Source organism: Paraburkholderia rhynchosiae (genome assembly GCF_002879865.1).
Classification (GTDB): domain Bacteria; phylum Pseudomonadota; class Gammaproteobacteria; order Burkholderiales; family Burkholderiaceae; genus Paraburkholderia; species Paraburkholderia rhynchosiae.
On the sequence record NZ_PNXY01000023.1, the window covers coordinates 37400 to 63090 of the forward strand.

General features: G+C 60.5%; 19 protein-coding genes. 11 read left to right on the forward strand and 8 right to left on the reverse strand.

Annotation, left to right across the window (positions count from 1 at the left end; translation table 11 throughout):
* Window positions 1-117: 117 nt before the first annotated feature.
* Window positions 118-1677 carry a methyl-accepting chemotaxis protein gene (locus C0Z16_RS26385; protein WP_102635010.1) on the forward strand — a complete coding sequence of 520 codons (1560 nt, stop codon included), beginning with the start codon at window positions 118-120 and terminating at the stop codon, window positions 1675-1677.
* A 188-nt stretch (window positions 1678-1865) separates the two neighbouring features.
* On the opposite strand, the gene C0Z16_RS26390 is transcribed toward C0Z16_RS26385, so the two are convergent.
* Together C0Z16_RS26390 and C0Z16_RS38260 are read right to left on the reverse strand one after the other, a co-directional pair.
* Entirely contained in the window at window positions 1866-2996 is a 1131-nt protein-coding gene (locus C0Z16_RS26390; protein ID WP_102635011.1) for a porin, read from the reverse strand.
* Window positions 2997-3877: 881 nt separating this feature from the next.
* The gene (locus C0Z16_RS38260) at window positions 3878-4051 is read right to left on the reverse strand and encodes a hypothetical protein (protein WP_167403561.1); all 174 of its coding nucleotides are present in this window, start codon (window positions 4049-4051) and stop codon (window positions 3878-3880) included.
* Window positions 4052-4475: 424 nt separating this feature from the next.
* On the opposite strand from C0Z16_RS38260, the gene C0Z16_RS26395 reads away from it, so the two are divergent.
* The 3 genes from C0Z16_RS26395 (at window position 4476) to C0Z16_RS26405 (ending at window position 8022) form a co-directional block, all read left to right on the forward strand.
* The gene (locus C0Z16_RS26395) at window positions 4476-5795 is read left to right on the forward strand and encodes an MFS transporter (RefSeq protein ID WP_102635012.1); all 1320 of its coding nucleotides are present in this window, start codon (window positions 4476-4478) and stop codon (window positions 5793-5795) included.
* A 52-nt stretch (window positions 5796-5847) separates the two neighbouring features.
* Window positions 5848-6807: a dihydrodipicolinate synthase family protein gene (locus tag C0Z16_RS26400; RefSeq protein ID WP_102635013.1), complete on the forward strand. Its 960-nt coding sequence runs from the start codon at window positions 5848-5850 to the stop codon at window positions 6805-6807.
* Between the two features lie 90 nt (window positions 6808-6897).
* Complete coding sequence (locus C0Z16_RS26405) at window positions 6898-8022, forward strand: LacI family DNA-binding transcriptional regulator (RefSeq protein ID WP_244201368.1); 1125 nt, start codon at window positions 6898-6900, stop codon at window positions 8020-8022.
* Here the strand turns inward: C0Z16_RS26405 and C0Z16_RS26410 are convergent.
* A complete protein-coding gene (locus C0Z16_RS26410; RefSeq protein WP_102635014.1) occupies window positions 8011-8484 on the reverse strand; it encodes an Lrp/AsnC family transcriptional regulator in 474 nt (157 codons plus the stop codon). The two genes, C0Z16_RS26405 and C0Z16_RS26410, sit on opposite strands and share 12 nt — an antisense overlap.
* A gap of 308 nt (window positions 8485-8792) precedes the next feature.
* Between C0Z16_RS26410 and C0Z16_RS26415 the strand changes: the two genes are divergently transcribed.
* From C0Z16_RS26415 to C0Z16_RS26445, 7 genes are read left to right on the forward strand one after another with little or no spacing between them, the layout of a single operon-like run.
* Window positions 8793-10436, forward strand: coding sequence for a tryptophan 2,3-dioxygenase family protein (locus C0Z16_RS26415; protein WP_158244523.1), 1644 nt, complete (start codon window positions 8793-8795; stop codon window positions 10434-10436).
* A gap of 26 nt (window positions 10437-10462) precedes the next feature.
* The gene (gene kynU, locus C0Z16_RS26420) at window positions 10463-11668 is read left to right on the forward strand and encodes a kynureninase (protein WP_279635079.1); all 1206 of its coding nucleotides are present in this window, start codon (window positions 10463-10465) and stop codon (window positions 11666-11668) included.
* Between the two features lie 53 nt (window positions 11669-11721).
* Window positions 11722-13125 carry an amino acid permease gene (locus C0Z16_RS26425; RefSeq protein WP_407070701.1) on the forward strand — a complete coding sequence of 468 codons (1404 nt, stop codon included), beginning with the start codon at window positions 11722-11724 and terminating at the stop codon, window positions 13123-13125.
* A complete protein-coding gene (locus C0Z16_RS26430; RefSeq protein WP_102635018.1) occupies window positions 13122-14186 on the forward strand; it encodes a carbon-nitrogen hydrolase family protein in 1065 nt (354 codons plus the stop codon). Before C0Z16_RS26425 ends, C0Z16_RS26430 begins: the two co-directional genes overlap by 4 nt.
* Window positions 14179-15279, forward strand: coding sequence for a cupin domain-containing protein (locus C0Z16_RS26435; protein ID WP_102635019.1), 1101 nt, complete (start codon window positions 14179-14181; stop codon window positions 15277-15279). The genes C0Z16_RS26430 and C0Z16_RS26435 overlap by 8 nt, the downstream gene beginning before the upstream one ends.
* 18 nt (window positions 15280-15297) lie before the next feature.
* On the forward strand, window positions 15298-16212 hold the full coding sequence (locus tag C0Z16_RS26440; RefSeq protein WP_102635020.1) for a fumarylacetoacetate hydrolase family protein: 915 nt from the start codon (window positions 15298-15300) through the stop codon (window positions 16210-16212).
* A 12-nt stretch (window positions 16213-16224) separates the two neighbouring features.
* On the forward strand, window positions 16225-16983 hold the full coding sequence (locus C0Z16_RS26445; protein ID WP_102635021.1) for a maleate cis-trans isomerase family protein: 759 nt from the start codon (window positions 16225-16227) through the stop codon (window positions 16981-16983).
* A 116-nt stretch (window positions 16984-17099) separates the two neighbouring features.
* Here the strand turns inward: C0Z16_RS26445 and C0Z16_RS26450 are convergent, their stop codons facing one another.
* The 5 genes from C0Z16_RS26450 to C0Z16_RS26470 all read right to left on the reverse strand — a co-directional run bounded on the left by C0Z16_RS26450 (window position 17100) and on the right by C0Z16_RS26470 (window position 25673).
* Window positions 17100-18314 (reverse strand): aminotransferase-like domain-containing protein, encoded by a 1215-nt coding sequence (locus C0Z16_RS26450; RefSeq protein WP_102635022.1) that lies wholly within the window; start codon window positions 18312-18314, stop codon window positions 17100-17102.
* 27 nt (window positions 18315-18341) lie between these two features.
* The gene (locus tag C0Z16_RS26455; protein ID WP_102635023.1) at window positions 18342-19514 is read right to left on the reverse strand and encodes an NAD(P)/FAD-dependent oxidoreductase; all 1173 of its coding nucleotides are present in this window, start codon (window positions 19512-19514) and stop codon (window positions 18342-18344) included.
* Window positions 19515-19665: 151 nt separating this feature from the next.
* Complete coding sequence (gene amaB / locus C0Z16_RS26460; protein ID WP_102635024.1) at window positions 19666-21165, reverse strand: L-piperidine-6-carboxylate dehydrogenase; 1500 nt, start codon at window positions 21163-21165, stop codon at window positions 19666-19668.
* A 182-nt stretch (window positions 21166-21347) separates the two neighbouring features.
* Window positions 21348-22517, reverse strand: a complete 1170-nt coding sequence (locus C0Z16_RS26465; protein ID WP_102635025.1) for a branched-chain amino acid ABC transporter substrate-binding protein — start codon at window positions 22515-22517, stop codon at window positions 21348-21350.
* A gap of 186 nt (window positions 22518-22703) precedes the next feature.
* Window positions 22704-25673: an FAD-binding and (Fe-S)-binding domain-containing protein gene (locus C0Z16_RS26470; protein ID WP_102635073.1), complete on the reverse strand. Its 2970-nt coding sequence runs from the start codon at window positions 25671-25673 to the stop codon at window positions 22704-22706.
* Between the last annotated feature and the right edge of the window lie 18 nt (window positions 25674-25691).

Consider the following 25691-nt stretch of genomic DNA (forward strand, 5'->3'; position numbering starts at 1 on the left):
GCTGCCTGACTTTTCGGCACACGGATAAAGAATCCGCTTCGACAGCCGTTATGCGAATCAGGGCGCCGCTTGCCAGCCGCGCCCTATTCCGCGTCCAACGTACTGTCGAATCCGATAATGAACCGTCTGACACTGAAACAGAAGTTGTGGGTGCCCCTGCTGCTTTGCTGGGTGGCGCTGCTGATCGTGACCGTTGTCAACGCGTTCGAAGCGCGTGGCGCCCAGATGGACGCACGGCGCGCAGCGCTCGCCGACGTCACCGACATGGCGGCCTCGATCGTCGCGGACTACGCGAAGCAGGCGAACGCCGGCAAGCTTTCCGTCGACGAAGCACAGCAGCAGGCCATCGCGCGCGTCAATGCACAGCGTTACGGTGCATCGGGCTATGTGACGATCGTGCGCGGCGACTCGGTGATGGTCGCTCATCCAATGAGCCCGCAACTCAACGGCAAGGAGATGAGCGGCTTTCGCGACGCCAGAGGCAATGCGCTATATCACGACATTGCCGCAGCCGGCAGCTCGGCGGCAGGTTCAGGCTACCTGCGGTACTGGTGGCCGAAGCCCGGCCAGACCAAACCCAGCGAAAAAATCGGCTATGTAAAGCGCTTTACGCCGTGGAACTGGGACTTCATAGCCGGCGCCTACATGGACGACATTCAGGCACAGTTCTACCTAACACTCCTGCGCTCTGGCGGCATGCTGCTGGTGCTTGGCGTGTTCGTCTCGTTCGTCGCATCGCGCGTGGTGCGCAACGTGTCGCGTTCGATCGGCGGTGAACCGTCCGCGGCGGCCGCAATCGCCATGCGCATCGCTCGCGGCGATCTCGCCACACCTATCGACTTACGCCGCGACGACACATCCAGCCTGCTCTTCTCGCTGCGCGAAATGCGCGATCAGCTCGCGGCCACCGTCGCGCGAATCAAGAACTCGGCCGAAACGATCACGGTCGCCTCGAAAGAAATTGCCGCAGGCAACCTGGACCTGTCGAGCCGTACGGAAGAACAGGCCGCGTCGTTGCAGCAAACCGCTGCCAGCATGGACGAACTCACCAAGACCGTGACGCAGAACGCCGATAACGCTGCGACTGCGTCGAAATTGGCGAAAGACGCATCGAGCATCGCCGCGCGTGGCGGCGAGGTCGTCAATGACGTCGTCGAAAAAATGGCCGGCATCACGGATAGTTCACGCAAGATCGGCGAGATCATCAGCGTGATCGAAGGCATCGCGTTCCAGACGAATATCCTCGCGCTCAACGCAGCCGTGGAAGCCGCACGCGCCGGCGAGGAGGGCCGTGGCTTCGCCGTGGTCGCGGGCGAAGTCCGCAATCTCGCTCAACGCAGCGCAACCGCCGCCAAGGAGATCAAGGTGCTGATCGACCAGTCGGTCGAGCAGGTCGGCGAGGGTTCGACGCTGGCCGGTAAAGCCGGCAGTACGATCGGCGAAGTGGTAGAGGCCGTGCGCCGCGTCACGGCGATCATGAACGAAATTTCGGCGGCATCGAAGGAACAGAGTTCCGGCATCGGTGAAGTGAATCTCGCGATTCGCCAGATGGACGACGTCACGCAGCGCAATGCGGCACTCGTCGAGCAGGCCGCGGCCGCAGCCGGTTCGCTGGATGAGCAGACCCAACAGCTGCGAGAAGCCGTTGCGGTGTTCAGGGTCGAGCAATGCGCGTGATCGCGCGGCGCTGGCATCAGGCGGTACGCGCGTCGCTCTCGCGCGTGACGGAGCGCTAAAGGTTGGCAACCGGAGCGTTCGCGCAATCAATGTCTACAGGCACCGCGGTCTGCATCCGATTCTCCAGCGCATAAAAAAAGGTGCCGCGAACGGCACCTTTTTGCGCAACGAGTAGCTTCTGCTGAAGCTTAGAAGCGGTGACGCAGACCGACCGTAGCAGCCGTCTGGTTCTTCGACGACGACGGAGCTTGCGTGATGTCGCCGCTGTAGATCGAAGCGACGCCGCCGTCGCCCATTGCGTGCTGGTACACGGCTTGAGCGTAGACGTCCGTGCGACGCGACAGCGCGTAGTCAGCCTGCAGGCCGATCTGATGGTAACGGGTCTTCAGATCGTTGCCATCCGCGTTCACACCGTAACCGCGTGCGTCCGTGAACGTGTAAGCGATGCCCAGGCCCAGAGCCGGCGTCACGTTGTACTTGCCGTTAACTTCGTAGTTGTTCGAGCGGCCTGCACGTTGACCCGGCGCTGCGCCGACAACGTTGTCAGCACGCGATTGCGTCCATGCCGCACCGACGGTAGCCGGGCCGAATGCATACGAAGCAGCTGCGCCGAACTCACGTTGACGGAAATTGCCGCTGATGCGCGAGTTCAAGCCGTCCGTAGCGCCGCTTGCGTTTGCGAACGGGTTGTTCTGCTGCGCGTAAGCCGCGCCCAAATGCAGACCTTGCCACTGATACGCAGCACCAACGCTGTATTCACGGTTGTTTGCGAATGCGCCAGCCTGGTTCGAGAAGCCGTACGTGCCGCCGAACGTGAAGCCGGCGTAGTTAGCGCTCGAGTACTTGACCGAGTTGTTGACTGCGAAGCCGCCGTTCGTGTTGAGGTTGTCGTTGTTGAACGGGTGCGCGAAGTACGTGCCGCCCCAGCTGCCCGTTGCGGTCAGCGGTGCCAGGTAGTCTTGAGCTGCGTCGTATTGACGGCCCAGCGTGACCGTACCGAATTGCGCGCTCGACAGACCGACAAACGCCTGACGGTTGAACATGCCGTTGTTGTTCGCGAACCTGCCGTTGTTGACGTTAAAGCCGCTTTCCAACGTGAAGATTGCCTTCAGACCGCCACCCAGATCTTCCGAGCCGCGCAGACCGAAACGGCTTTGGTCGATGCCGCCGCTGCCTGCTGCCCACTTCGAGTTGTGAGCAACGTTGCTCGTGTAGGTCACGCCAGCGTCCAGCAGACCGTACAGGGTGACGCTGCTCTGTGCGTGAGCGACGGAAGCGAACGATGCGGCAACCGCAACAACGATGAGACTCTTTTTCATGCGTGGGACTCCTGTTCGATAAATTTTCGCGGGGGAGCGAGACCTGCCTCGACAGCGCACGAATGCGCCACCGCCCTTGTCGCCGAACCATCGTGGATCGGCCGGGCACCCTCTAAACGAAGCGTGAGTGTAGGTGGACACCCTAATAGCCGCGCCCGCAATTCACGCAACACGGTCTTTCGCATTTCACAATAATCGAACGGCGGTTTCCGCTAAGTACTTGTTTTTGGGAAATTTAATGGAAAGAGGGACAGGCCGTGCGCCTGCTCCGGACATAAATTATTTGCAACTTTTCAATAAATGAAGTTGCGCATCTACAACAGCGTGTAATACCGAAGACGCAACTGGACCGGATGACTTCGGGCTGCGGAAGGGCCGGAGCGCTTAATGATTAGGCAATTCTCTGCGTTACAGATCGGTTATAAATTTATTTACGAAAGACGGGAACTTAACGGGTTTGATAATGTCGCCCCGTTAATCGAAGTTGTTCGAGCCATTGGTTTATCGCGGCATTAAGCGGCGCTCAAGTCCGACTTCCAATCACCGAGCGCGAGTAACGGCTACCTCACAATGCAGATCAGCCCGCGGCTTGGATTGCTCTAGCGCAATAAAAAAACCGCCTTAGGCGGTCCGAGTCGAATTGCGGCAGGTCACCGCGTTAAGTACGGCATACGCAGTTTGGTATCGACGACTGATGGGTGAAGCCTTCAGCACGGGCATGTCCGGAGGTGAATTGCGGCGCCGCGCGCCGCGTGACGAACCCGGTGCTGAAAGCGGACGGCAATGCGTCGACCAGCCTTCCAACTACATTGACGGCACGGCCGTGCGCTTTGTCACACGTAGTTTCCCTAATTTCGGCCAGCCCGCTCTTATGGCTCAGGTTATGACTTGTTCTGCGATCGCCCTAGCGCGTCCTCATCCTCGGGGGAACTGCCGGGCGCCAACGGATCGGTTTCGGGCGGCGTTCCCGGCAGCGGACGCGGCTGCTCTTCCGGCGCGTCGAGCGGTTCGTTCGCGGGATCGGCTATGGGGTCAATGGTGGGATCGGTTTGCATGACGAGACTCCGGTGGATGGGAACATCTCCCGCCACCAGTAGCGCAACCATTATTCCCGCAGTGGGCAGTTCCCCTCCATTAGCCGATGGCTTGGCCGAAACGTCGGTGTTTACCCGCCAACCCGCTCTTTGAGCTTGCACCTTTGCGGGCTCGATCACAGAATGTAAGCGCTATCATGGAGTCCAAAGCACAACGGCACCCAGCTACATGCGGTAAGCGGGAGCGCCCGTCGGTGCGAATGTAAGCGCTAACACGCACACCACGCAACTGGCGCCCCCCACCGCACCACCGCGCCGGCGCAATGCCCAAGCGGCGCAGACCCCGACCGACCGCGCGTCGAATCGACGCGCGCCTCCGGCCGCCCGACATCGCATCGGCGTGGCCCGCTTACCGAAACGCAAACATGAAACGGAGACAACGATCATGAGCGCAATCCCGAACCACGAGCAGGCCCCGCCGAAAATCCGCCGCGCCCAGATCGTGGCGCTCTCGCTGCTGATGGTCAGCGGCATCGTCAACTATCTCGACCGCGGGACGCTCGCCGTCGCCAATCCGCTGATCCGTCACGACATGGGCCTGTCGCTCGGGCAAATGGGACTGCTGCTCTCGGCGTTCTCGTGGAGCTACGCGTTGTTCCAGTTGCCGGTGGGCGGACTCGTCGACCGGATCGGACCGCGCAAGCTGCTGGGCATCGGGCTGATCGTGTGGTCGCTCGCACAAGCGGCCGGCGGCTTCGTCTCGACGTTCGGCTGGTTCATCCTTGCGCGGATTCTGCTCGGCATCGGTGAAGCGCCCCAGTTCCCGTCGGCGGCACGCGTGGTGAGCAACTGGTTCCCTCTGCGCGAGCGCGGCAAGCCGACCGGCATCTTCAACTCGGCGTCACCGCTCGGCACGGCGCTCGCGCCGCTCTGTCTGTCGTTGCTGGTCGTGCATTTCAACTGGCGCTGGGCGTTCATCGTGACGGGCATCGCGGGCTTGATCGTCGCCGCGGTATGGTTCGCGGTGTATCGCGATCCGGTCAAGGCAACCATGAGCGAGACCGAGCGCCGCTATCTGGAAGGCGATCAAGCCGACAGGAAACCCGCGCCCGTCGTCACGTTCGCCGACTGGCGCTCGCTGTTTTCGCATGGCACGACGTGGGGCATGCTGATCGGCTTTTTCGGCTCCGTCTATCTGAATTGGGTCTACCTCACGTGGCTGCCCGGCTATCTGACGATGGAGCGTCACATGAGCCTGATGCACACCGGCATCGCGGCATCGGTGCCGTTTTTCTGTGGCTTTGTGGGGTCGCTCACGGCCGGCTGGTTTTCCGATCTGATCACGAGTGACAGCGCCAGCCCGGTCGCTAGTCGCCGCAATGCCGTGGTCATCGCAATGCTCGGCATGGTTGCGTTCACGATTCCCGCCGCGCTCGTCGAGAGCAACACGATTGCGATTGTGTGCATCTCCGTCGTGATCTTTCTCGCGAACGCCGCGTCCGCGAGTTCATGGGCGCTTGCCACGGCCGCCGCGCCGCCGAACCGCGTCGGCTCGCTCGGCGCGATACAGAACTTCGGCGGCTTTCTCGGCGGCGCGCTCGCGCCGATTCTCACCGGCTACATTGCGCAAACGTGGTCGTTCGTGCCGGCACTGCTGACGGCCGCGGGCATCGCGTTCATCGGCGCAATGAGTTACCTGCTGCTGGTGCGCAAACCGATCGCCGACGAATCCGCCACGAACGAAGCCATGCAGGCGCCAGCGTGAGCGCATGCGCGTCCGCCCCGACTAATGAACTCTCTTCAGGAGCACAAAATCCATGACAGCCGCGAAGCAACCCACGTTGTGCATTGAAGGCATCGTTCCCGTGATGCTGACGCCGTTCGACGATTCCGGCGCAATCGACTACGCCGGCCTCGAACGTCTTATCGAGTGGTACCTCGCAAACGGATCGGACGCGCTCTTCGCCGTCGCGCAGTCGAGTGAGATGCAGTTCCTCACGCTCGGCGAACGCGGCGCGCTGGGACGCTTCGTCGTCGACAAAGTGGCGGGCCGCATTCCGGTCGTGGTGTCCGGCCACATCAGCGACGATCCCGACGCGCAAGTAGAAGAGCTGAACGTCGCGGCGGCGACGGGCGCGCAAGGCGTCGTACTTGTGACGAACCGTCTCGATCCCGCTCGCGAGGGAACGCGGGCGTTCGCCGCGAATCTCGAGCGGCTGCTCGCGCGTCTTCCGTCCGACGTGCCGCTCGGCCTCTACGAATGTCCCGCGCCGTATCGTCGGCTTCTTTCGGATGACGAAATAAAGCTGTGCATCGACACCGGCCGCTTCATCATGCTGAAGGACGTGAGCTGCGATCTGGCGACAGTCAAGCGCCGCGTCGCGCTCGCAGATGGCTCGCCGCTTAAGATTCTCAACGCGAACGCGGCAATCGCATGGGACGCGATGAAAGCCGGCTCGGCGGGTTTTAACGGCGTATTCACGAACTTCCATCCGGACCTGTACAAATGGCTGCGCAACGACGCCGCCCAAGACCCGGCTCTCGCGGATGAACTCGCGACGTTCCTCGTGCTCGCGGCCGTCTCCGAATCGCTCGGCTATCCGGCACTGGCAAAGATCTATCACCAGCGCATCGGCACATTCCGCTCGATTCGCTGCCGCGTGATCGACTACGACGTGCGCGAACGATTCTGGGCACTCGATGCGATCCTCGACAAGATCGTCGCGGGCACCGAGCATTTTCGCGCTCGCATCGCGGCGCTGAATTCGGGCCGCTAGCGCTTGCCGGCTTCGATCATCGCGATCACGCCGTGATGAATGCGGCGGTAAGATGTCAGGCTTCCAGTTTCATCTTTGCTTTCCGATTTCATGTCCGACACGCCTGATTCGCCCGCCTCGCCTGCCTCCGATCCTACGGTGCGAACCCAGACCAACCGTGCGCGCCGCAGCACGGGCCGCACCGTGCTGTCGGATGTCGCCAAGCTCGCGGGAGTCTCCACAGCAACGGTATCGCGTGTCTATAACGAGCCGGATAAAGTGTCCGCCAACGTGCGCGAGCGGGTCGAGCACGCCGCCGTCACGCTCAACTGGTTTCCCAATGCTGCGGGACGCGCGCTCGCGTCCACGCGCAGCCACATCGCCGGCATCATCATTCCAACGCTCGACGACCAGGTGTTCGCCTCGCAGGTGAGCGGCATGCAGGCTGCGTTCGCGGCGCGCGGCATCACACTCGTGCTCGGCTGCTCGAACTACGATCCCGCGCAAGCGCTGGTACAAGTGCGGGCGATGCTCGCGCGCGGCGCCGAGGCAATGGCCGTGGTGGGCGAGGCTCATCCGCCCGAACTATTCGACGCGTTGCGGCTCTATCGCGTGCCGTATGCGGTGACGTACGCATATCGCGAGGACAGTCCGCACGATTGCATCGGCTTCGATAATTTCGCGGCCTACGTGCAGATGACCGAGCATCTGATCGGTCTCGGCCATCGCTCATTCGCCGTCTGCCTTCAGCCGACACGCGATAACGATCGCGTGCAGGCACGCGTCGCAGCCATTCGCGCGACGCTCGAGCGCCACGGCCTCGCGGTGCGCCCCGAACACGTGTGCGAAGGCGAATCGACGATCGGCTTCGGGCGCCGCAGCCTGCGCTCAATCTGGCAAGCGCCGTGCGAACGGCCGAGCGCGATCATCTGCGGCAACGATCACATTGCGCTCGGTGTGCTGCGCGAAGCGGAAGAACTGGGCATTGAGATTCCGGGCGAACTCTCCGTGACGGGCTTCGACGATCTGGAGATTTCGAAAGAGATTCGCCCCACGCTGACAACAATGCGCGTCGACACCTACGAGATCGGACGGCTGACCGCGCAACATCTTCTCGACATACTCGACGGCAAGCGGCCGCAACACGGGCATGAAGTGCGCGCGCTATTAGAGATCAGGGAGTCCACCGGGCCGGCGCCCAACGCCCACGCCGGAGACGCCCGCCTACAGCGATAGAGGCAGCCTGTGCGTCTCCTTGATTGTATGCATGACGAACGCGCTTCTCACCTCACGCACATGCGGCAACGCCGCCAACACTTTCCGACTGAAATTCGCGAACGCGTCCAGGTCCGTTGCGACCACGCGCAACAGATAATCTTCCTCACCTGAGAGGATGAAGCAAGACATCACCTGGTCGACGACCTGCAACGCGCGCTCGAACTCGATCGCGTCACGCTCGTGGTGCGACGTGATTTTGACGAACACGAACGCGTCTATCCCCAGCCCCAACGCCTTGCGGTTCAATAGCAGACTGTAGCCGTCGATCACACCCGATTCTTCCATCCGCTTCACGCGCCGCCAGCACGGCGATACAGAACTGTTCGTCTTGTCAGCGAGCGCGGCCATCGAGATCCGGGGGTCTGTCTGCAGGAACGCGAGTATTTCCCGATCGGCAGACGACAGCATGGCTTGGTCCATGAGAGGCTCCGTTAGCACCATTGATTTGCGAGGCATCGCCTCAACCAGACACGATTTACCTTCTACTCGAATATAAGCGAAATTTCTTGCCGATATCGGCTAGTCAGCAGACAAAGATAGAAAAAACCGATCTCGCTGCCATTCCTACAATGTCCTCAGGTCTGGGAGCGATCATGTGCAACGAATTAAAGCCTGACGATCTTGACTTGGCGTACTCGCCGAGATCAGTCGCAACCAATTATCGCGAAGTCATCGCGGAGTACGGGGCAAGCAGCCAGAGGACGCTTCAGCATGCCAAAGCGATGCGCGTGCCCTATGGTGAAAGTCCCGACGAATACTCGATCATTCTGGAACCACCAGAAGTGCCGTATGCGCCGATGCTGGTCTTTTTTCACGGCGGCTACTGGCAAGAGCTTTCTGCCGACGTGTCGTGCTTTCCCGCGGACTCGCTTCTGTCACGAGGCTGCGCCTACGCGGCCGTGAACTACACGTTGGCCCCGAATGCGACGGTGCCGACCATCGTCGCTCAATGCGTGAAAGCCCTGGTTTCTTTGGCCACCTTCAGACCGCACGCACGAATTGTCATTGCCGGCAGTTCCGCCGGCGCGCATCTCGCGGCGATGCTGATGTCCACCGACTGGCACGCTCACGGACTGAACGACGCACCATTCAGTGGCGCCATCCTCATCTCGGGCATCTACGACTTGCGTCCGCTCGTGACCACCTATATCAACAACCCGCTGGGACTGGATCTTGAAAGCGCGGCCGCCATGAGTCCGCAGTTGCTTGCTCTTCGAGTCGCTGTTCCTACGGTCGTCTGTTGGGGCGAACATGAAACGCTCGCGTTCAAACAACAGAGCCGCGACTATGCGGCCGCTATTTCGCAGTCCGGTGGTCAGGTCTCCCAGTACGAAGTCGCCAATCGAAACCACTTCGACATTCTGTTCGACCTATCGAGCCCAACGAACCAGCCCGGCATCGACACCCTTCAATTACTCGAGAGACAAATCATGAATAGACCACGCAAGCGCGTCATCCCTGAAGTGCGAAACCCCGTTCTCGAACTGTCGCTCGTCAAAGACGTGTCGACCTCTACAAACGAAAGCCGGGAAGAAACGGTCAAGACCACGTCGGGCGAACCGTTGATTGCATTCGGAGGCAAGAGCAACCCATTCATCGACTATCACCGCAACGACCTGCTGCTGAGCATCCAGCATATGCGCAGCGAAGGCCATGACGAGATGGTGTTTATCCTGATGACGCAATGCAAGGAACTTACGTTCAAGGCGATTCACTATGAAGCCTACAACATGCAGTTGCGCATCAAGTCCGACGACGTGGCCGGCGCGCTCGCGTTAGTGCCCAGAATCAAGCGTCTTTTTGAATACCTCGTCAAGACGTGGGACGTGCTCTCGACTATCACGACCAGCGGCTTCAACGAATTCCGCGACTGTCTCGGCGTTTCGTCAGGGCAGCAGTCGTACATGTATCGGCACGTTGAATTCATTCTCGGCAACAAGTCCGTGCGCCTCGCGCAGGCTCATGCGAACAATCCGGATGTCTATCCGCAACTGGAGGGATCCCTGAATGCGCCGAGCCTCTATGACGATGTACTCGCACTGCTGCATCGTCGTGGGATTTCGATTCCCGCCAATGCGCTACAGCGGGACTGGTCCGAGACCTACACGTCGAACCCCGAGGTCGAGAAAGCGTGGCTCGAGGTCTATAGCGATCCGATGCCGGATAACGATCTCTACATGCTGGGCGAAGGTCTCATAGAAATCGCCAACCTGTTCTCGCAGTATCGGTGGCGCCATTTCACGTCGGTCGAACGTATTCTCGGCTTCAAACCGGGCACGGGCGGATCGGCGGGTGTGGGCTGGCTTAAACACGTCGTCGAGCATCGCTTCTTCCCCGAATTGTGGGCCATCCGTACCGTGTTGGGGGCGTGATGGATTGCAGCGCAACAGCCAAGCCGATGATCGACGCGGGCGACATGTTGGCAGAAACACGCGAAAGATTTTGCATTCCCGAAGGCGTCCGTTACTTCGACGGCAACTCGCTAGGCTTGATGCCAAAAGTCGTTCAGTTGCACGCATCCAATGTAATCACGCACGAATGGGGCACGGGCTTGATTCATTCGTGGCATGACGCCGAGTGGCGAACCTTGCCGCAGCGAACCGGCGCCAAAATTGCAGCGCTGATCGGGGCGGAACCGCAACAGGTCGTCGCTTGCGACTCGACGTCGGTCAATCTGTTCAAAGTGCTGGTCAGTGCGGTGCGTCTGCGAGCGGGCCGTCAAAAAATCGTCACGGACTCCGATGCTTTTCCGACCGATCTCTACATAGTCGGGCAGGTTGCCAGGCTCTTCGGCCTCACCGTCGTCGGGGTGCCCGCACGTGAGATCAATGACAACCTCGACGAAGACGTCGCCGCTGTCGTTCTCACGCATGTGGACTACCGCAGTGCCGAGATCTACGACATGCAAGCCTACACACAGAGAGCCCACGAAGCGGGCGCGTTGATCGTGTGGGATCTGTCTCACACCGCCGGGGCCGTACCTTGCGATCTCGACGGCAGCGGTGCGGACTTCGCCGTGGGATGTGGCTACAAGTACCTCAACGGCGGGCCTGGCGCGCCGGCGTATCTCTACGTCGCCGAACGTCACGCCGATGCCTGCGAACAGCCGCTTGCAGGATGGTTCGGTCACGCTCGCCCGTTCGACTTCGCGCCAGACTACAAGCCCGCATCGGGCACTGTACGTTTCCTGTGCGGAACGAACCCCGTCATCGGGCTCTCCGTGCTCTCACGCGCATTGGACATTTTCGAAGGTGTTTGTCTGAGCGATCTTCGAAGCAGAAGCATTCGGCTCACCGCACTCTTCATCGACAGCGTGGACAAGCATCTGAGTTCACATGGATTCGCCGTCGCTTCGCCTCGCGACGCCACGCGGCGGGGCAGTCACGTATCACTACGCCATCAGCATGGTTATGGCGTCATGCAGGAATTGGCGAAGCGCAAGTTCATCGGCGACTTCCGCATGCCCGACTACATGCGATTCGGCTTTGCACCGCTATACAACAACGACGAGGACGTCCACGCGCTGATCGATGCGATAGATCAGATCATGATCTCGCGCGACTGGGAAAAGCCGGAGTATCAGCAGCGGCGCGATTTCACGTAACGCAGTAGCCGGCGCGTCGACCGCGCCGTACAACGATTACAAAACAAGGAGACATGATGTCACCAGGAAACTTCGATTCGATTGCCGCACGCGAGAGCGACCTCGAAAAGCGTCTCACGCCACGGCAACTCACAATGATCGCAATTGGCAGCGCGATTGGGACGGGTCTTTTTCTCGGTAGCGGAGCCGCGATACAGATGGCGGGGCCGAGCGTTATCGTCAGTTATGCAATAGGCGCGCTCGTCGCTCTTCTGCTGATGGGCTGCCTCGCGGAGATGGTGATCGCGCATCCCACGACGGGGTCTTTCGGCGCGTATGCAGAGCATTACCTCGGAGCACGGATAGGCTTTCTGGTGCGCTACACCTACTGGGTGTCCGTCGTGCTGGTGATCGGCGCCGAAGTCACAGCCATTTCCGTGTACATGCAATACTGGTTCCCCGTAACACCGGCCTGGGTCTGGATCACCGGGTTTTCCGCGCTGTTGATCGTGGTCAACGCGAGCAGCGTGAACATTTTCGGAACCGCGGAGTACTGGTTCGCAACAGTCAAGGTGGCCGCGATTATCGGCTTCATTGTCATCGGCGGTCTCACCGTATGGCAAGCGCCGACGGGCGGCGCCGTTGGCCTTGGCAACTATTTCGCAAACGAGGGATTCTTTCCCAAAGGCTTCGCGGGAACGTGGTACGCCGTCGTCATCGCGATCTTCAGTTTTATCGGCATTGAATTCATCGCCGTGGCGGCCGGCGAAGCGAAGCAGCCGCAAGAGGCCGCCCGCACCGCGTTCAAATCCGCTGTTCTCCGGCTATTCCTGTTCTACATCGTCACCATTGCGTTGACTGTTGCAATCGTCCCGTGGCAGCGGGCCGGCACGGGAGAGAGTCCGTTCGTCCTCGTTATGCAATTGCTCGGCATTCCGTTCGGCGCGAGCGTGATGAACTTCGTCGTCGTGACTGCCGCTTTATCGGCGATGAACGCTCAGTTGTACGTAGCGACGCGCATGATTTTTAGTCTTTCACGCAGCGGACAGGCGCCCGCCTTCCTCGGCATCATCGGGCGCAACGGAGTGCCGTCGCGCGCACTCCTCTTCTCGACCTTCGGTGTGGCGTTCGCCGCCGTCTGCAGCGTGATCATCCCTGGCGATTCATTCCTGCTGGTGATGTCCATCGCAATGTTCGGCGCGCTGTTCGCATGGTTCATGATCTTCGTCACGCACTATCGCTTCCGCCGCGTCGCCGAGCGCAACGGCACGCATCTTACCTTCCGCATCTGGGGATTCCCGTTCCTGACAATCACCGGGGGCGTGCTCATGTTCGCCGTGCTCGCGACAACATTGGTGCTGCCCGCATTTCGCATGACTTTGCTCACTGGCATCCCGCTACTGGTTGTGCTGAGCGTTGTATACCAGTTCGTCAAAGGCCGCACGAATGCGCGCCTCATCGGGAAGGAGGCATTGTGAAAACCTATCCGACACCATTCATCGCCGCCGCGGTCCAGGCGGCCCCCATTTACCTCGACGCGGACGCAACGATCGAACTCGCCTGCTCGCTGATCCACGAAGCTGCAAGACAAGGCGCACGTCTTGTTGCGTTTCCCGAGGTATTCGTCGCGGGCTATCCGTATTGGAACTGGACAATGACGCCGGTTCAAGGCAGCTCGTGGTACGAGCGCCTTTACGTCAATTCGATCGACGTCCCGGGTCCGCACGTCGACCGGCTTTGCGCGGCAGCGCGTGAGGCGAACTGCTTTGTCGTGATCGGCGTGAACGAGCGCGGAGCGCACAGCTACGGCGTGCTGTATAACACCGTGCTGTTCATCGGCGCAGACGGCAGTCTGCTCGGGCGGCATCGCAAGCTCGTACCGACATGGGCGGAGAAGCTGACCTGGACCGGCGGCGACGGCAGCTCGCTGACCGTGTACGACACCGAGATCGGCCCACTGGGCGCACTGGCCTGCGGCGAAAACACAAACACGCTCGCGCGTTTTTCATTGCTTGCGCAGGGCGAACTGATTCACGTGGCCAACTACATCGCACTGCCCGTCGCGCCCGCGGACTACGACATGGTCGAAGCGATCAAGGTCCGCGCGGCTGCGCATTCATTCGAGGGCAAGCTGTTTTCGATCGTCTCCTGCTCGAGCCTCTCAGAAGAGATCGTCGACTGCATCGCGGGTAATGACGCCGCTGTGCGCGCACTGCTCAAACGCGAACACAGCGCCTTCTCAGGGATCTTCGGTCCGGACGGCCGCCTGTTGACCGAGCCCTTGATCGACCGCGAAGGAATCGTCTATGCGGAGATCGACTTGTCGCGCTGCATACAGCCGAAGCAAATGCACGACATCGTGGGTCACTACAACCGCTTCGATATTTTCAGCCTGACCGTGGACAAGCGCTCAAAGGCGCCGGTACAGATCATCGGCCAGCCAGCGGAAAACCCGTCTCACGGTAGACGCGATAGCGCCGCCCTGGAGAGTCTCGCGGCCGGATCGCCCGGTACGATTGAGGGGAAGCGGCATGCATGACGACAACGTAGCCGGACGCGCACGCGTCGTCGAAACGCCCGAGCTCGCCGCGTTCTACCGCGCGCTTGCACAGCACGAAGCCGGCGCGCTCTGGACCGTGGCTAATGACATCGAGCCATGGGAACCCAAGCCGCACGCTATTCCGATGTTGTGGAGCTACGAAGCACTGAGACCCATGGTCTTGCAATCGCTGGAACTAGTGCGGCCAGAGGATGCCGGACGACGCGTGGTGATGCTCGTGAACCCCAAGCGGCGCGACGTCAGCGCGGCGGTTGGCTGGCTCTACACCGGAATTCAGGTGATGAAGCCAGGCGAGGCAGCATCGGCGCATCGACATATGGCGTCGGCGCTGCGCTTCATTATCGAAGGCAGTGGCGCCTACACCGTCGTCGACGGAGAGAGATTGACGCTTCAGGCAAACGACTTTGTGATCACGCCCAACGGTACGTGGCATGAGCATGGCAACGACGGCGGCACCTCGCCTTGCATCTGGCAGGACGGGCTCGACATTCCGCTAATCAACGCGCTGGAGGCGAACTTCTATCAAGTCCACCCGGAGCTTCACCAGAGCGTCGCGCGACCCGTGAACGCCTCGCACCTGGCCTACGGCAACCCCGCGCTGAAACCGCTCGAACCGGATTGGCGCAAACCGTATTCCCCGCTGTTGAAATTCAGTTGGGAGCGCACCTACGAAGCGCTGTCCCACTACGCAGGCGTGACGGATGGCTCACCATTCGACGGCGTCGTCATGGAATACGTCAATCCGCTGACCGGCGGTTCCGTGATGCCGACCATGGGCGCGCAGATGCAGATGCTGCGTGGTGGAGAAAGCACCCGGGCGCACAGGCATACGGGCAACGTCATCTATCACGTCGCAAAAGGGTCCGGTCACTCGGTTATCGGCGGCACGGGGTTCGACTGGAAAGAGCATGACATTTTCTGCGTGCCGTCCTGGACCTGGCATGAACACGCAAACGCATCGGCATCGGACGATGCATGCCTGTTCTCCTTCAACGACTTTCCCGTCATGAAATCGCTCGCTATCTACCACGAGCAGGCCTACGTGCCGAATGACGGCCACCAGGCCTATTAAGCGACCATCGAGGAAAAAATGCAGTTAGTCACCTATCAGGATCTCGCACGTGAGGAAGCGGCGCGCGTGGGCGTTGTGCTTGACGAACATGTCGTCGACGTTGCGCTGTTGGGTTTGCAAGCGAATGCGGGCCTGCCGTCGACGATGCTCGGCCTCATCGACGCAGGGCCAGCGGCGCTGGATCTACTCCGCGATCTGATCGCGACGCATCGAGAACGTTGGCCCGTCGGCACCGCCACCTGGCTCAGCAACGTCAGATTGCTCGCACCGATTCCGCGTCCGCGCAAGAACATCTTCGGCATCGGCTTGAATTATGTGGATCACGTCGCCGAATCGAGCCGTTCGCTCGACACGGAAAAAGAAATGCCCGCAAAGCCGGTGGTGTTCAGCAAACCACCGACTACTGTAATCGGCCCGAACGACGCCATTGAACACAACAGCAAAATCACGCAGCAACTCGACTGGGAAGTCGAGCTTGGCGTCGTGATCGGGCGAACCGCAAAAGGCATCGCCGAAGCCGATGCGATGGCCTACGTATTCGGCTACACAGTGATCAACGACATCAGCGCTCGCGACAACCGCCGTGCCGGACAATGGATTTTTTCGAAGGGCCAGGACACTTACTGTCCTATGGGCCCGTGCATCGTCACGGCTGACGAAATCCCCGATCCGCATAACCTCGAATTGTCGCTGACTAAAAACGGCCACATCATGCAGCAGGCCAATACCGCATTGATGTACTTCAAGATCCCCGCGCTGATCGCCGATATCGCCTCGGCCATCACACTCGAACCCGGCGACATCATCGCGACCGGAACACCGTCGGGAGTCGGCGCGGGCCGCACGCCGCAGGAATGGATGCATCCAGGCGACGTGATCGAAGCATGCGTCGAACGGATCGGCACGCTGCGCAATCCCGTTGTCTCCGTCTAGCAGGAAGACCCCATGATCTCCAATAAAACTTTTCGCATCGGCCAGATTGTTCCAAGCTCGAATGTGACGATGGAAAAAGAGATTCCGGCAATGCTCCGTTTACGGGAAACGGTAGAGCCGGAACGGTTCACGTTTCATTCCAGCCGCATGCGAATGAAACAGGTAACGAAGGAAGAACTCGAGGCGATGGACCGTGATTCCGATCGCTGCGCAGCGGAACTGGCCGACGCAAGAATCGACGTGCTGGGCTATGCGTGCCTTGTCGCCATCATGAGCATGGGTGTTGGATACCACCGCGTCTCCGAAAAGCGCCTATCCAGTGTCGTGAAAAATAACGACTGCGCAGCGCCGGTAGTGACAAGCGCGGGTGCACTCGTCGACGGTCTTCGCGCACTCGGCGTGAAGCGTATCGCGCTCATTGCGCCTTATATGAAGCCACTGACCCAGTTGGTCGTCGATTACCTGGAGCAGGAGAACATCCAGGTAGTGAGCCACGTCGCACTCGAGATTCCCGACAACCTCGAAGTCGGCGCACGCGATCCCAATGCGTTGCGCTCCATCTACAGGCAACTCGATCTGTCACGAGCAGAGGCCGTCGTGCTTTCAGCGTGCGTGCAAATGCCGTCGTTGGAAGCGATCCAGGCCGTGCAGGACGAGTGCGGAAAGCCCGTCGTCTCCGCTGCGGTATGCACCGCTTTCTCGATATTGAAGAAGCTGGGGCTGCGCACTTACGTGCCTAATGCCGGCGAATTACTATCAGGGCGCTATTAGGAAGCGTGCGAGATGAGCCGCTGGCTCACCTCGCACTCATGCATCGAGCTAGCTGGCAATCTCCGGCAGAGCAGCTACAAGATCCGCGACCAAACTCACGTCAGCCACGCGCAAAATCAATGTTTCGGGATGCCGGCTGCGAATGCCGCTTCATACGCACGCTTCAGCCGTTTTGCCCCTTCCTGAATCTCAGCAAGTCCGGGCGCCGCAAACGAGAGGCGCAACGACGCCGGGTCGAGCTTGTCCGCGAAAAATGCCTTGCCCGGAACGAACATGACCTTGTTGTCGATCGCGCGTTTGAGAAGCTCGGACGCGTCGATGCCGTCGATACGCGCCCACACGAACATACCGCCTTCCGGCTGATGAAACTGAATCGCGTCGCCGAGTTGCTCGCGCAGTTCATTGCATAGCGCCTCGCATTTGCGCCCGTACATTGCGGCGATGCGCGGCAGGTGTCGTTCGAGCGCACCGTCGGCAAGATATTCAGCGGCAATGGCTTGTGTCCACGGCGCACTGCACAGATCCACTGTCTGCTTCGCGATGACACAACGGCGCGTGATTTCGGCGGGCGCAATCGCCCAGCCTACGCGCAGGCCTGGGGCAACGATCTTCGAGAGGCTCGCGAAATGAACGACCCAATCACGCGAACCTTCCACCTCTGTCGTGAGAGAAACAATTGAAGGTACCACTTCGCCGGAAAAACGCAGGTCACCGTACGGGTCGTCTTCGACGATAAGAAACTTGTACTGCACCGCGAGCTTCAACAAGGCGATGCGGCGCTCGCGCGTAAGTGTTGCGCCTGTCGGATTCGCAAATGTCGGGACCGTATACAGCAGTTTCGGCCGGGTGACCATACCCGAGGCCAGAAGCGTGGCAAGGTAGTCGACGTCAACGCCGTATGCATCTACGGGCACCGTGACGGTCTTCGCCTGCTGAAGCTTGAGCGCCTGAAGCGTGGCGGGATACGCGGGCTGTTCGGTCAGCACGACATCGCCCGGACTCACCAGCACGCGAAGCAGCAGATCGAGTCCCTGCTGCGAACCCGTGGTCACCAGCATTTCGTTCAGCGCGCACGACACGCCACGGCGCGCCATCAAATTCACCAGTTCGCGCTTCAGTTCGGGCAAACCGTCAGTCGGTCCGTACTGCAGACAACGGTTCGAATCCTGATAGGCGCGCGCTGCGGCCTGCTGCAAACCGTCGACATCGAAAAGATCGCTGGCTGGATATCCGCCGGCGAATGAAATCATTCCGGGCTCGCCCAGGTACTTGAACAGTTCCCGGATCGGAGAGCCGGATGGATTCTGGAAAGGAGCAGTGAATTCGTACATGTCTTCATCCGAATGAACACGCGGTTGCTATACGACGTTCTTTTCGACAATAGGACGGTTTTCGAGCAAGCGGTCCCAACTCAACGAAGACAGATCGAGCGACGTGTATCGTCCATCGAGAATCAGTTCGCTCACCCCGCGCCCTGTCGCGGGACCCTGCTGAAGGCCGTGTCCGCTATAGCCGTTTGCAAACACGCAGTTTTCAATTTGCGGGTGATAGCCGATGATCGCGTTGTGGTCGAATACGTTGTACTCGTAATAGCCCGACCAGCAGTTCTCGACGCGCAGTGCCTCGAACTCGGGTACGCGGTGCGCAAGCGTCGGCCAGATGATGTCGTCGAAGATATTGTGGTCGACTTCATCGAGCGGCAAATCATCCGGGTCGTTGTCCGGGCTCGGCGACGTACCGCAGATATAGGTCTTGCCTTCGGGACGGAAGTAAACACCGGTCGGATCGATCAGCAACGGGCAACCCGAAAGGCGAGCCGGAGACGACACGTTGAAAATGCTTCGGCGGCGAGCAAAGACCGGAATATCGATATCCATCATTTCAGCGATTTTCCGCGCCCATGCGCCTGCCGCGTTCACGACCGTATCGCATGCATAACGCTCACCGTTGTTTGCAATGACGTGCGTGATCTTTCGGCCATCACGAACAAGACCGGTCACGTCAGCCGCAACATATCGCGCACCGAGCGACTGCGCTTTCTTGCGAAGCGCCTGCACGAGCCCGTAGCCGTCGAACCAACCTTCGCCGCTCTCACCGAATGCGCCCGCCACCAGGTCTTCGACATTCAGCCACGCGAACCTGGCCTTCAGCGCCTGCTGGTCCATCAGATTGATGTCCGCGCCGAGGCTCTTCTGCAACGCGTGGTTCTCGCGCAGCGTTGCGTCGCCAGCGGGCGTGGCGAGAAACAGATAACCGCCTTCGTGTAAATCTATCGACGGTTTGTTGCCGTCGACTTCAAGAAGGTCGCCGATATTGCGCAGGAACTGGATACCGTACAGCGACATCTGAATCGACAGCGGCGTGGAAAACTGCTGCCGGATCGAAGCGGCCGACAATGCCGACGACGACTTCGCGTAACTCGGGTCACGTTCGATGACGGTCACGGAAACCGTCGGGTCCGAAGCGCGCAAAAAATAAGCAATAGAACTACCGATTACGCCGCCGCCAACGATAACGACTTGAGAACTCACGACTCGCTCCAGATTGCACGTGACCGGATGACTATGGATAAAAAGCCCGCCGACGTGAAGTAACCAACGTTGCCCCTCAGACCGACAGCTCGCGCTGGCTCATACAAAACGGCCGTCTAGCGACGGCCGTTCGACATACCGCACACGACGCTTAGCCGATGTTGAAATCGATGCCCTGAGCCAACGGCAACGCCGACGAATAGTTGACCGTATTCGTGGCGCGGCGCATATAGGCCTTCCAGGAATCCGAGCCCGATTCGCGACCGCCGCCCGTTTCCTTTTCGCCGCCGAACGCGCCGCCGATTTCCGCGCCGCTCGGTCCGATGTTCACGTTCGCAATGCCGCAGTCGCTGCCCGACGCCGACAGGAATCGCTCGGCTTCACGCAGATCGGTTGTGAAGACGCACGACGAGAGCCCGTGAACGGCTGCGTTGTTTGCGTCGATCGCATCGTTGAAGTCGCTGTACTTCAGCACGTAAAGAATCGGCGCGAAGGTTTCCTTCAGCACAACGGGAGTCTGCGACGGCATTTCGACAATGGCCGGACGGACATAGAATGCTTTCTCGTGGCCCGCGACCGTATGACGTTCCCCGCCGGACACCTTGCCGCCTTCGCTCTTCGCCTGCTCGAGCGCCGCCTGCATGCGGTTAAACGAGGGCTCGTCGATGAGCGGTCCCATCAGCACGCCCTGCTCCAGCGGATTGCCGATCACCACTTTGCTGTACAGCGTCTTCAATCGTTCGACGGTCTTTTCGTACACGCTTTCATGGACGAACAGGCGGCGCAGTGACGTGCAGCGTTGGCCCGCGGTACCGACTGCCGAAAACACGATGCCGCGCAGCGCCAGTTCCATGTCGGCGGTGCCGGACACGATGCCGGCGTTATTGCCGCCGAGTTCGAGAATCGAGCGGCCGAAGCGGCGTGCCACCTCGACGCCGACAGCGCGGCCCATCTCGGTGCTGCCCGTCGCACTCACGATATTCGAGCGCGGATCGGCAACCAGCTTCGCGCCCACATCGCGGCCACCGTTGACGAGGCTCGTGAGGCCAGCGGGCGCATCGCCGAATTCCTTCAGCGCGTCTTGCAGGATCTTGTCCACTGCGAGCGCGGTCAGCGGCGTTTTTTCCGACGGTTTCCAGATCACCGCATTGCCGCAGACGAGTGCGAGCGCGGCATTCCACGACCACACGGCCGCGGGAAAGTTGAATGCGGAGATCACAGTGCACACGCCCATCGGGTGCCACGTTTCAGCCATGCGATGGCCCGGACGCTCAGAAGCGATGGTCAGGCCGTAAAGCTGCCGCGACAGGCCCACCGCGAAGTCGCAGATGTCGATCATTTCCTGCACTTCGCCGAGACCTTCCTGAAGAATCTTGCCGGTCTCCAGCGTGATGATGCTGCCGAGCGCGTGCTTCTGCTCACGAAGCTTGTTGCCCAGCAAGCGCACCAGTTCTCCGCGGCGCGGCGCAGGCACATTGCGCCAGCTTGCGTAAGCCGCCTGCGCGTTGGCCAGTGCGGCGTCGACGTCGGCAACCGTCTTGCTCGCGACGCGGCCAATGAGTTCGCCATTGATCGGCGAATGAACAGCGATGTCGCCCGCTTCCGCGAGGTGGGAAATGCCGAGTTCCGAGAGAATGGTTGATGCTTTCACGATAGAGACCTCTTTATATTTCCAATACGAAATTTTGGTACGTTCGGAAACTATACACGCCCGGGTTTTCGACGGCAACACGAACCGTGCAGCCTGCGTCCGCATTGACTTGCAAGCCGCTATTTCTGATCGGAAAACGCGGCTCGCAGCTTCGTCGGCCGGCTCGAGCGGGTTCGGGGCAATCAGTCGGACGTTTTCGTGGTTACGGGCGTCCACGCGACGTTCTTCACCTGATACATAGTAGAACTCGGGTTCTTCAAGTCGCCAGTCTGGGTAAACGCGATCGTGCCGGTAATGCCGTCATAGTTCGTCGACTTCAGTGCGCTGTTGAAGTCCGCCGGCTTGACCGAGTTGGCTTTCTGCATCGCCTTGATGGCCACCCATGCCGCGTCGTACGCGAACGGCGCGTAGGCCAGCATGTCGACGCCGAACTTCTGCCTGAATCGGGTTTCGAACGTCTTGCCTTTCGGCAGCGTGCTGAGAGGTTGACCGTATTCCCAAACAGACGAGCCGTCCGCCGCGTCGCCCGCGAGCTTGATGAAGTTGGCGTCCATCACGCCGCCGCCTGCCAGAAACTGCGCCTTCATTCCAAGCTGACGCATGCGCTTGACCAGCATCGCGGCCTGGCTGTCGAGACCGCCGAAGAACACCAGGTCGGCGTTTGCGCTCTTGATGTGCGTGAGCTGCGCGCTGAAGTCCACGGCCTTGTCGTTCGTGAACTCGCGCGCGACGATCGTTCCGCCGCTCGCCTTGACCGCTTTCTCGAACTCGTCCGCTTCGCCCTGACCGAATGCAGTTCGGTCGTCGATAATCGCAATGCGCTTCGCCTTGGTGACCGTGGCCGCGTAGTTGCCCGCGTTGCCGGCGTTTTGCGTGTCCGTTGCGATCACGCGGTATACGGTGCTCAGACCCGCCTGCGTGATGGCCGGGTTGGTCGCCGACGGCGTGATCATCGGCACCCCGGCCTTCGCGTAGATCTGCGACGCCGGCAGGGTCGTGCCCGAGTTGAAGTGACCGACGACTACCGCCACGTTGTCATCGACGAGTTGCTGCGCTGCCTGTACGCCGATACGCGGATCGCTTTGATCGTCCTGCGACTTCACGACGAACTTGACCGGCTTGCCGCCGATGGTCGGATGCGCTGCGTTGGCTTCATCGACGGCCATGCGCACGCCGTTCTCGATGTCCTTACCGTACGCTGCGCCGCTGCCCGTCAATGGGCCTGCCACACCGACCTTGACGACAACTTCCTGGGCGCTGACCGCGCCGGCCGCCAGCATCGACGACATAACGAACGTGGCCGCGATGGCCGCTGCAACGGCACGGCGGGAAGTGCGAAGACGGAAAACCATGGTGGAGTCCTCTGATATCTGTTGTCGGTACAAAACGCACTTCGGTAGCCAGCAACGGGTCCGGTGCGGGTTATTCATCTCCGCCTGCACGCAACGCGTAATCCATCGGCATGGAGAAGATGTGCGGCGATTGTGTGTAGCCAATACAACTGCATCAAACGATATCTATGCACGACCTGATGAGCTTTATTCATCAAGCACCGCGGCACAGGGTTCCTCGAAGTTGTTATGCCCGGTGGCTGAGCCAAGGGCTTTCATTACCAATTGCGCGATATGAACAGGCTGCCTGCCGGCTCCCTGTTGGATCTGCTCGCGGCAGCTAAAGCCGTTGGTCACGACAATCGCGTCAGAAGGAGCGCTGCGCACAAGCGGCAACAGTTTGTCTTCTGCGATTTTCATCGACAGGTCGTAGTGATCCGCATGGAAGCCGAAGGAGCCGGCCATGCCGCAACATCCTGTATCGAGCAGAGACCAGCGCACGCCGAGCTTATTGAGCAGCGCTGTCTCGCCCTGCATGCCGAAGATCGACTTCTGATGGCAGTGACCATGCACGATGACGTCAGCGTCCAGCTTCGGCCATTCAAAGTCCGCGCGAGCCACGAAGTCGGAAAATAGAAAAGTCTGGGCCGAGAGCTTTTTGGCCACGAGGTCGTCGGGTAGCTGCTTGAGCAATTCGTCCTTGAATACCGACAGGCATCCCGGTTCGAGCCCGACAACCGGCACGCCCGCGCGAATATCGTCGGCAAGCTCATCGACGGCGCTGCGAAGCAATGCGCGTGCTTCGTCGAGCAGGCCATAGTCATACAGCGGCCGGCCGCAGCAAAGACGCTTGCGCGGCAGCACGACTTCATAGCCGATGCGGGTCAGCACATCGAGTGCGGCCTTCGCAATCTCGGGCGAGAAGTGGTCGTTGAAAGTGTCGACCCAGAGAATCAATTTGCGCGAGGGCTCGCTTGCCGCAACGCTGCTCGACATTCCGCGGCGCCCCGCTATCGCTCTGAATGTGCGCGGCGCAAAGACCGGAAGATGCCGCTCAGGCGCGACACCCGCGATCCACTTGCTGATATGCGCGAGTGGGTGCGCTGACGTGATGAAATTGGTCAACCGGCGAAAGCGGCTTGCAAACGGCGCCCATTGTCCGATCCGCCCCATGAACATCGCCTGCCGTGGCCGGCGATGACTCTCGTAGTAATGCGACAGGAACTCCGCCTTGTACGAAGCCATGTCGGTATGCGTGGGACAATCCGATTTGCAGCCCTTGCAGGCGAGGCATGTGTCGAGTGCTTCCTTGACTTCGACGCTATTCCAGCCGTTCGTGATGACTTCGCCCTGGAGCATTTCCCAGAAGAGATGCGCGCGGCCGCGCGTCGAGAACTTCTCTTCACGCGTCGCGCGAAAGCTCGGGCACATCGTGCCGCCATCAAGCGAACGGCACTTGCCCATGCCGATGCAGCGTTCCACCTCGCGCTGCATGCCGTCGCCTTCGGGGCTTGCAAACGTAAGCCTCGTCGTGAGCTTTACCGGCTTGTATGCGGGACCCATGCGCAGGTTTTCATCGGCGCGATAGGCATGAACCACCTTACCGGGATTCAGGCGATTGGCCGGGTCCCAGATCGCCTTGAACTCTTCCATGGCCCGCATGATTTCAGGCCCGTACATGATGGGCAGAAATTCGGCTTTGGCCTGACCGTCGCCATGTTCGCCGGAGAGCGAACCGCCGAAATCGACAACCAGTTGCGCCGCCTCGCGCAAAAAGCCACGCCATTTGAGGACGCCTTCGGCGGTGCGGATATCGAAGGTAATGCGCGCATGCACGCAGCCGTCGCCGAAGTGACCATACAGGCAGGTCTGATAGCCGAACCGGTCGACAAGCGCCTGAAACTCGCGCAGATAGTCGCCGAGCCGCAGCGGGTCGACTGCCGCATCTTCCCAGCCGACAATCGGATCAGGCTTTGACGGGTCCACCGATAAACTCACAGCCGACGCGCCCGTTTCTCGTATCGACCAGATCTTCTGCTGCTTCTGCTTTTCTTCGACGACAAAACCCGTAACATCAGAGCCGCCCAGGCCTGCCTTGAAGTACGCGTCGGCTTCGGTCGCCTGTCTGAGAGCGTCAGCAACGGAGTCCGCGCCGAATTCCAGCACGACCCACGCGTCGCCGCGGGGCAATAGCGCGATCTCGTCGCGCTTCAGCCCACGCGCTTGCAGACCGCGGATGATCGCGCGGTCGAGCCCTTCGATTGCAATCGGCGAAAACCGGTTGAAGTGAGGGACGGCATCCGCCGCGGTATAGATGTCCCTGAAACCAAGCACGAGCAGAACGCGGCACGACGGACTGTGCACGAGACGCACCTTCGCTTGCAGCGTGACCGCACAGGTGCCCTCCGTGCCAACGAGCGCACGCGCAACGTTGAAGCCGTTTTCCGGCAGTAGCTGATCGAGATTGAATCCCGACACACGGCGCCTGATTTGCGGAAACTCGTCGCGGATTCGCTCGGCATAGCGGTCGCGCAAGTCGCGCAGCTTCGCGTAGATTTCGCCCTGACGTCCGCCTCTCGCGATGATCTGATCCAGCTCGGCCGCGGCGGTCGGGCCGACCCAGAAGCGCGCGCCGTCGTACGTCGCAATTTCAAGCGCCTCGATGTTCTCGACGGTCTTGCCGCCCATTACCGAGTGTGCGCCGCACGAGTTGTTCGCGATCATGCCGCCGAGTGTGCAACGGCTGTGCGTCGCGGGGTCCGGCGCAAACGTGAGACCGTGCGCTTCGGCCACGTCGCGCAGCGTGTCGCATACGACACCCGGCTCGACAACTGCCGTCCTGCTGTCCGGGTCCACGGAGACGACGCGATTCACATACTTGCTTGCGTCCGCCACCACCGCCACATTCACACACTGCCCGTTCTGCGATGTGCCGCCGCCTCGCGTCAGAAACGGCACGTCCTTGCGACGGCAAACGTCGAGCGCTGCAACGAGGTCGTCCACATCCGCGGGCACGACGACGCCCAACGGTATCTGCCGATAGTTCGATGCATCGGATGCATACAAGGCCTTCGATCCGGCATCGAAGCGAACTTCCCCTCGCAGCGCGCTGCGCAATTCGGCTTCGACTTCTTGCAGCAGGTCCGTGCTGGCCTGGAACGGCGTCGCTGGTTTCACTGCCGGTTTCACCGCGGT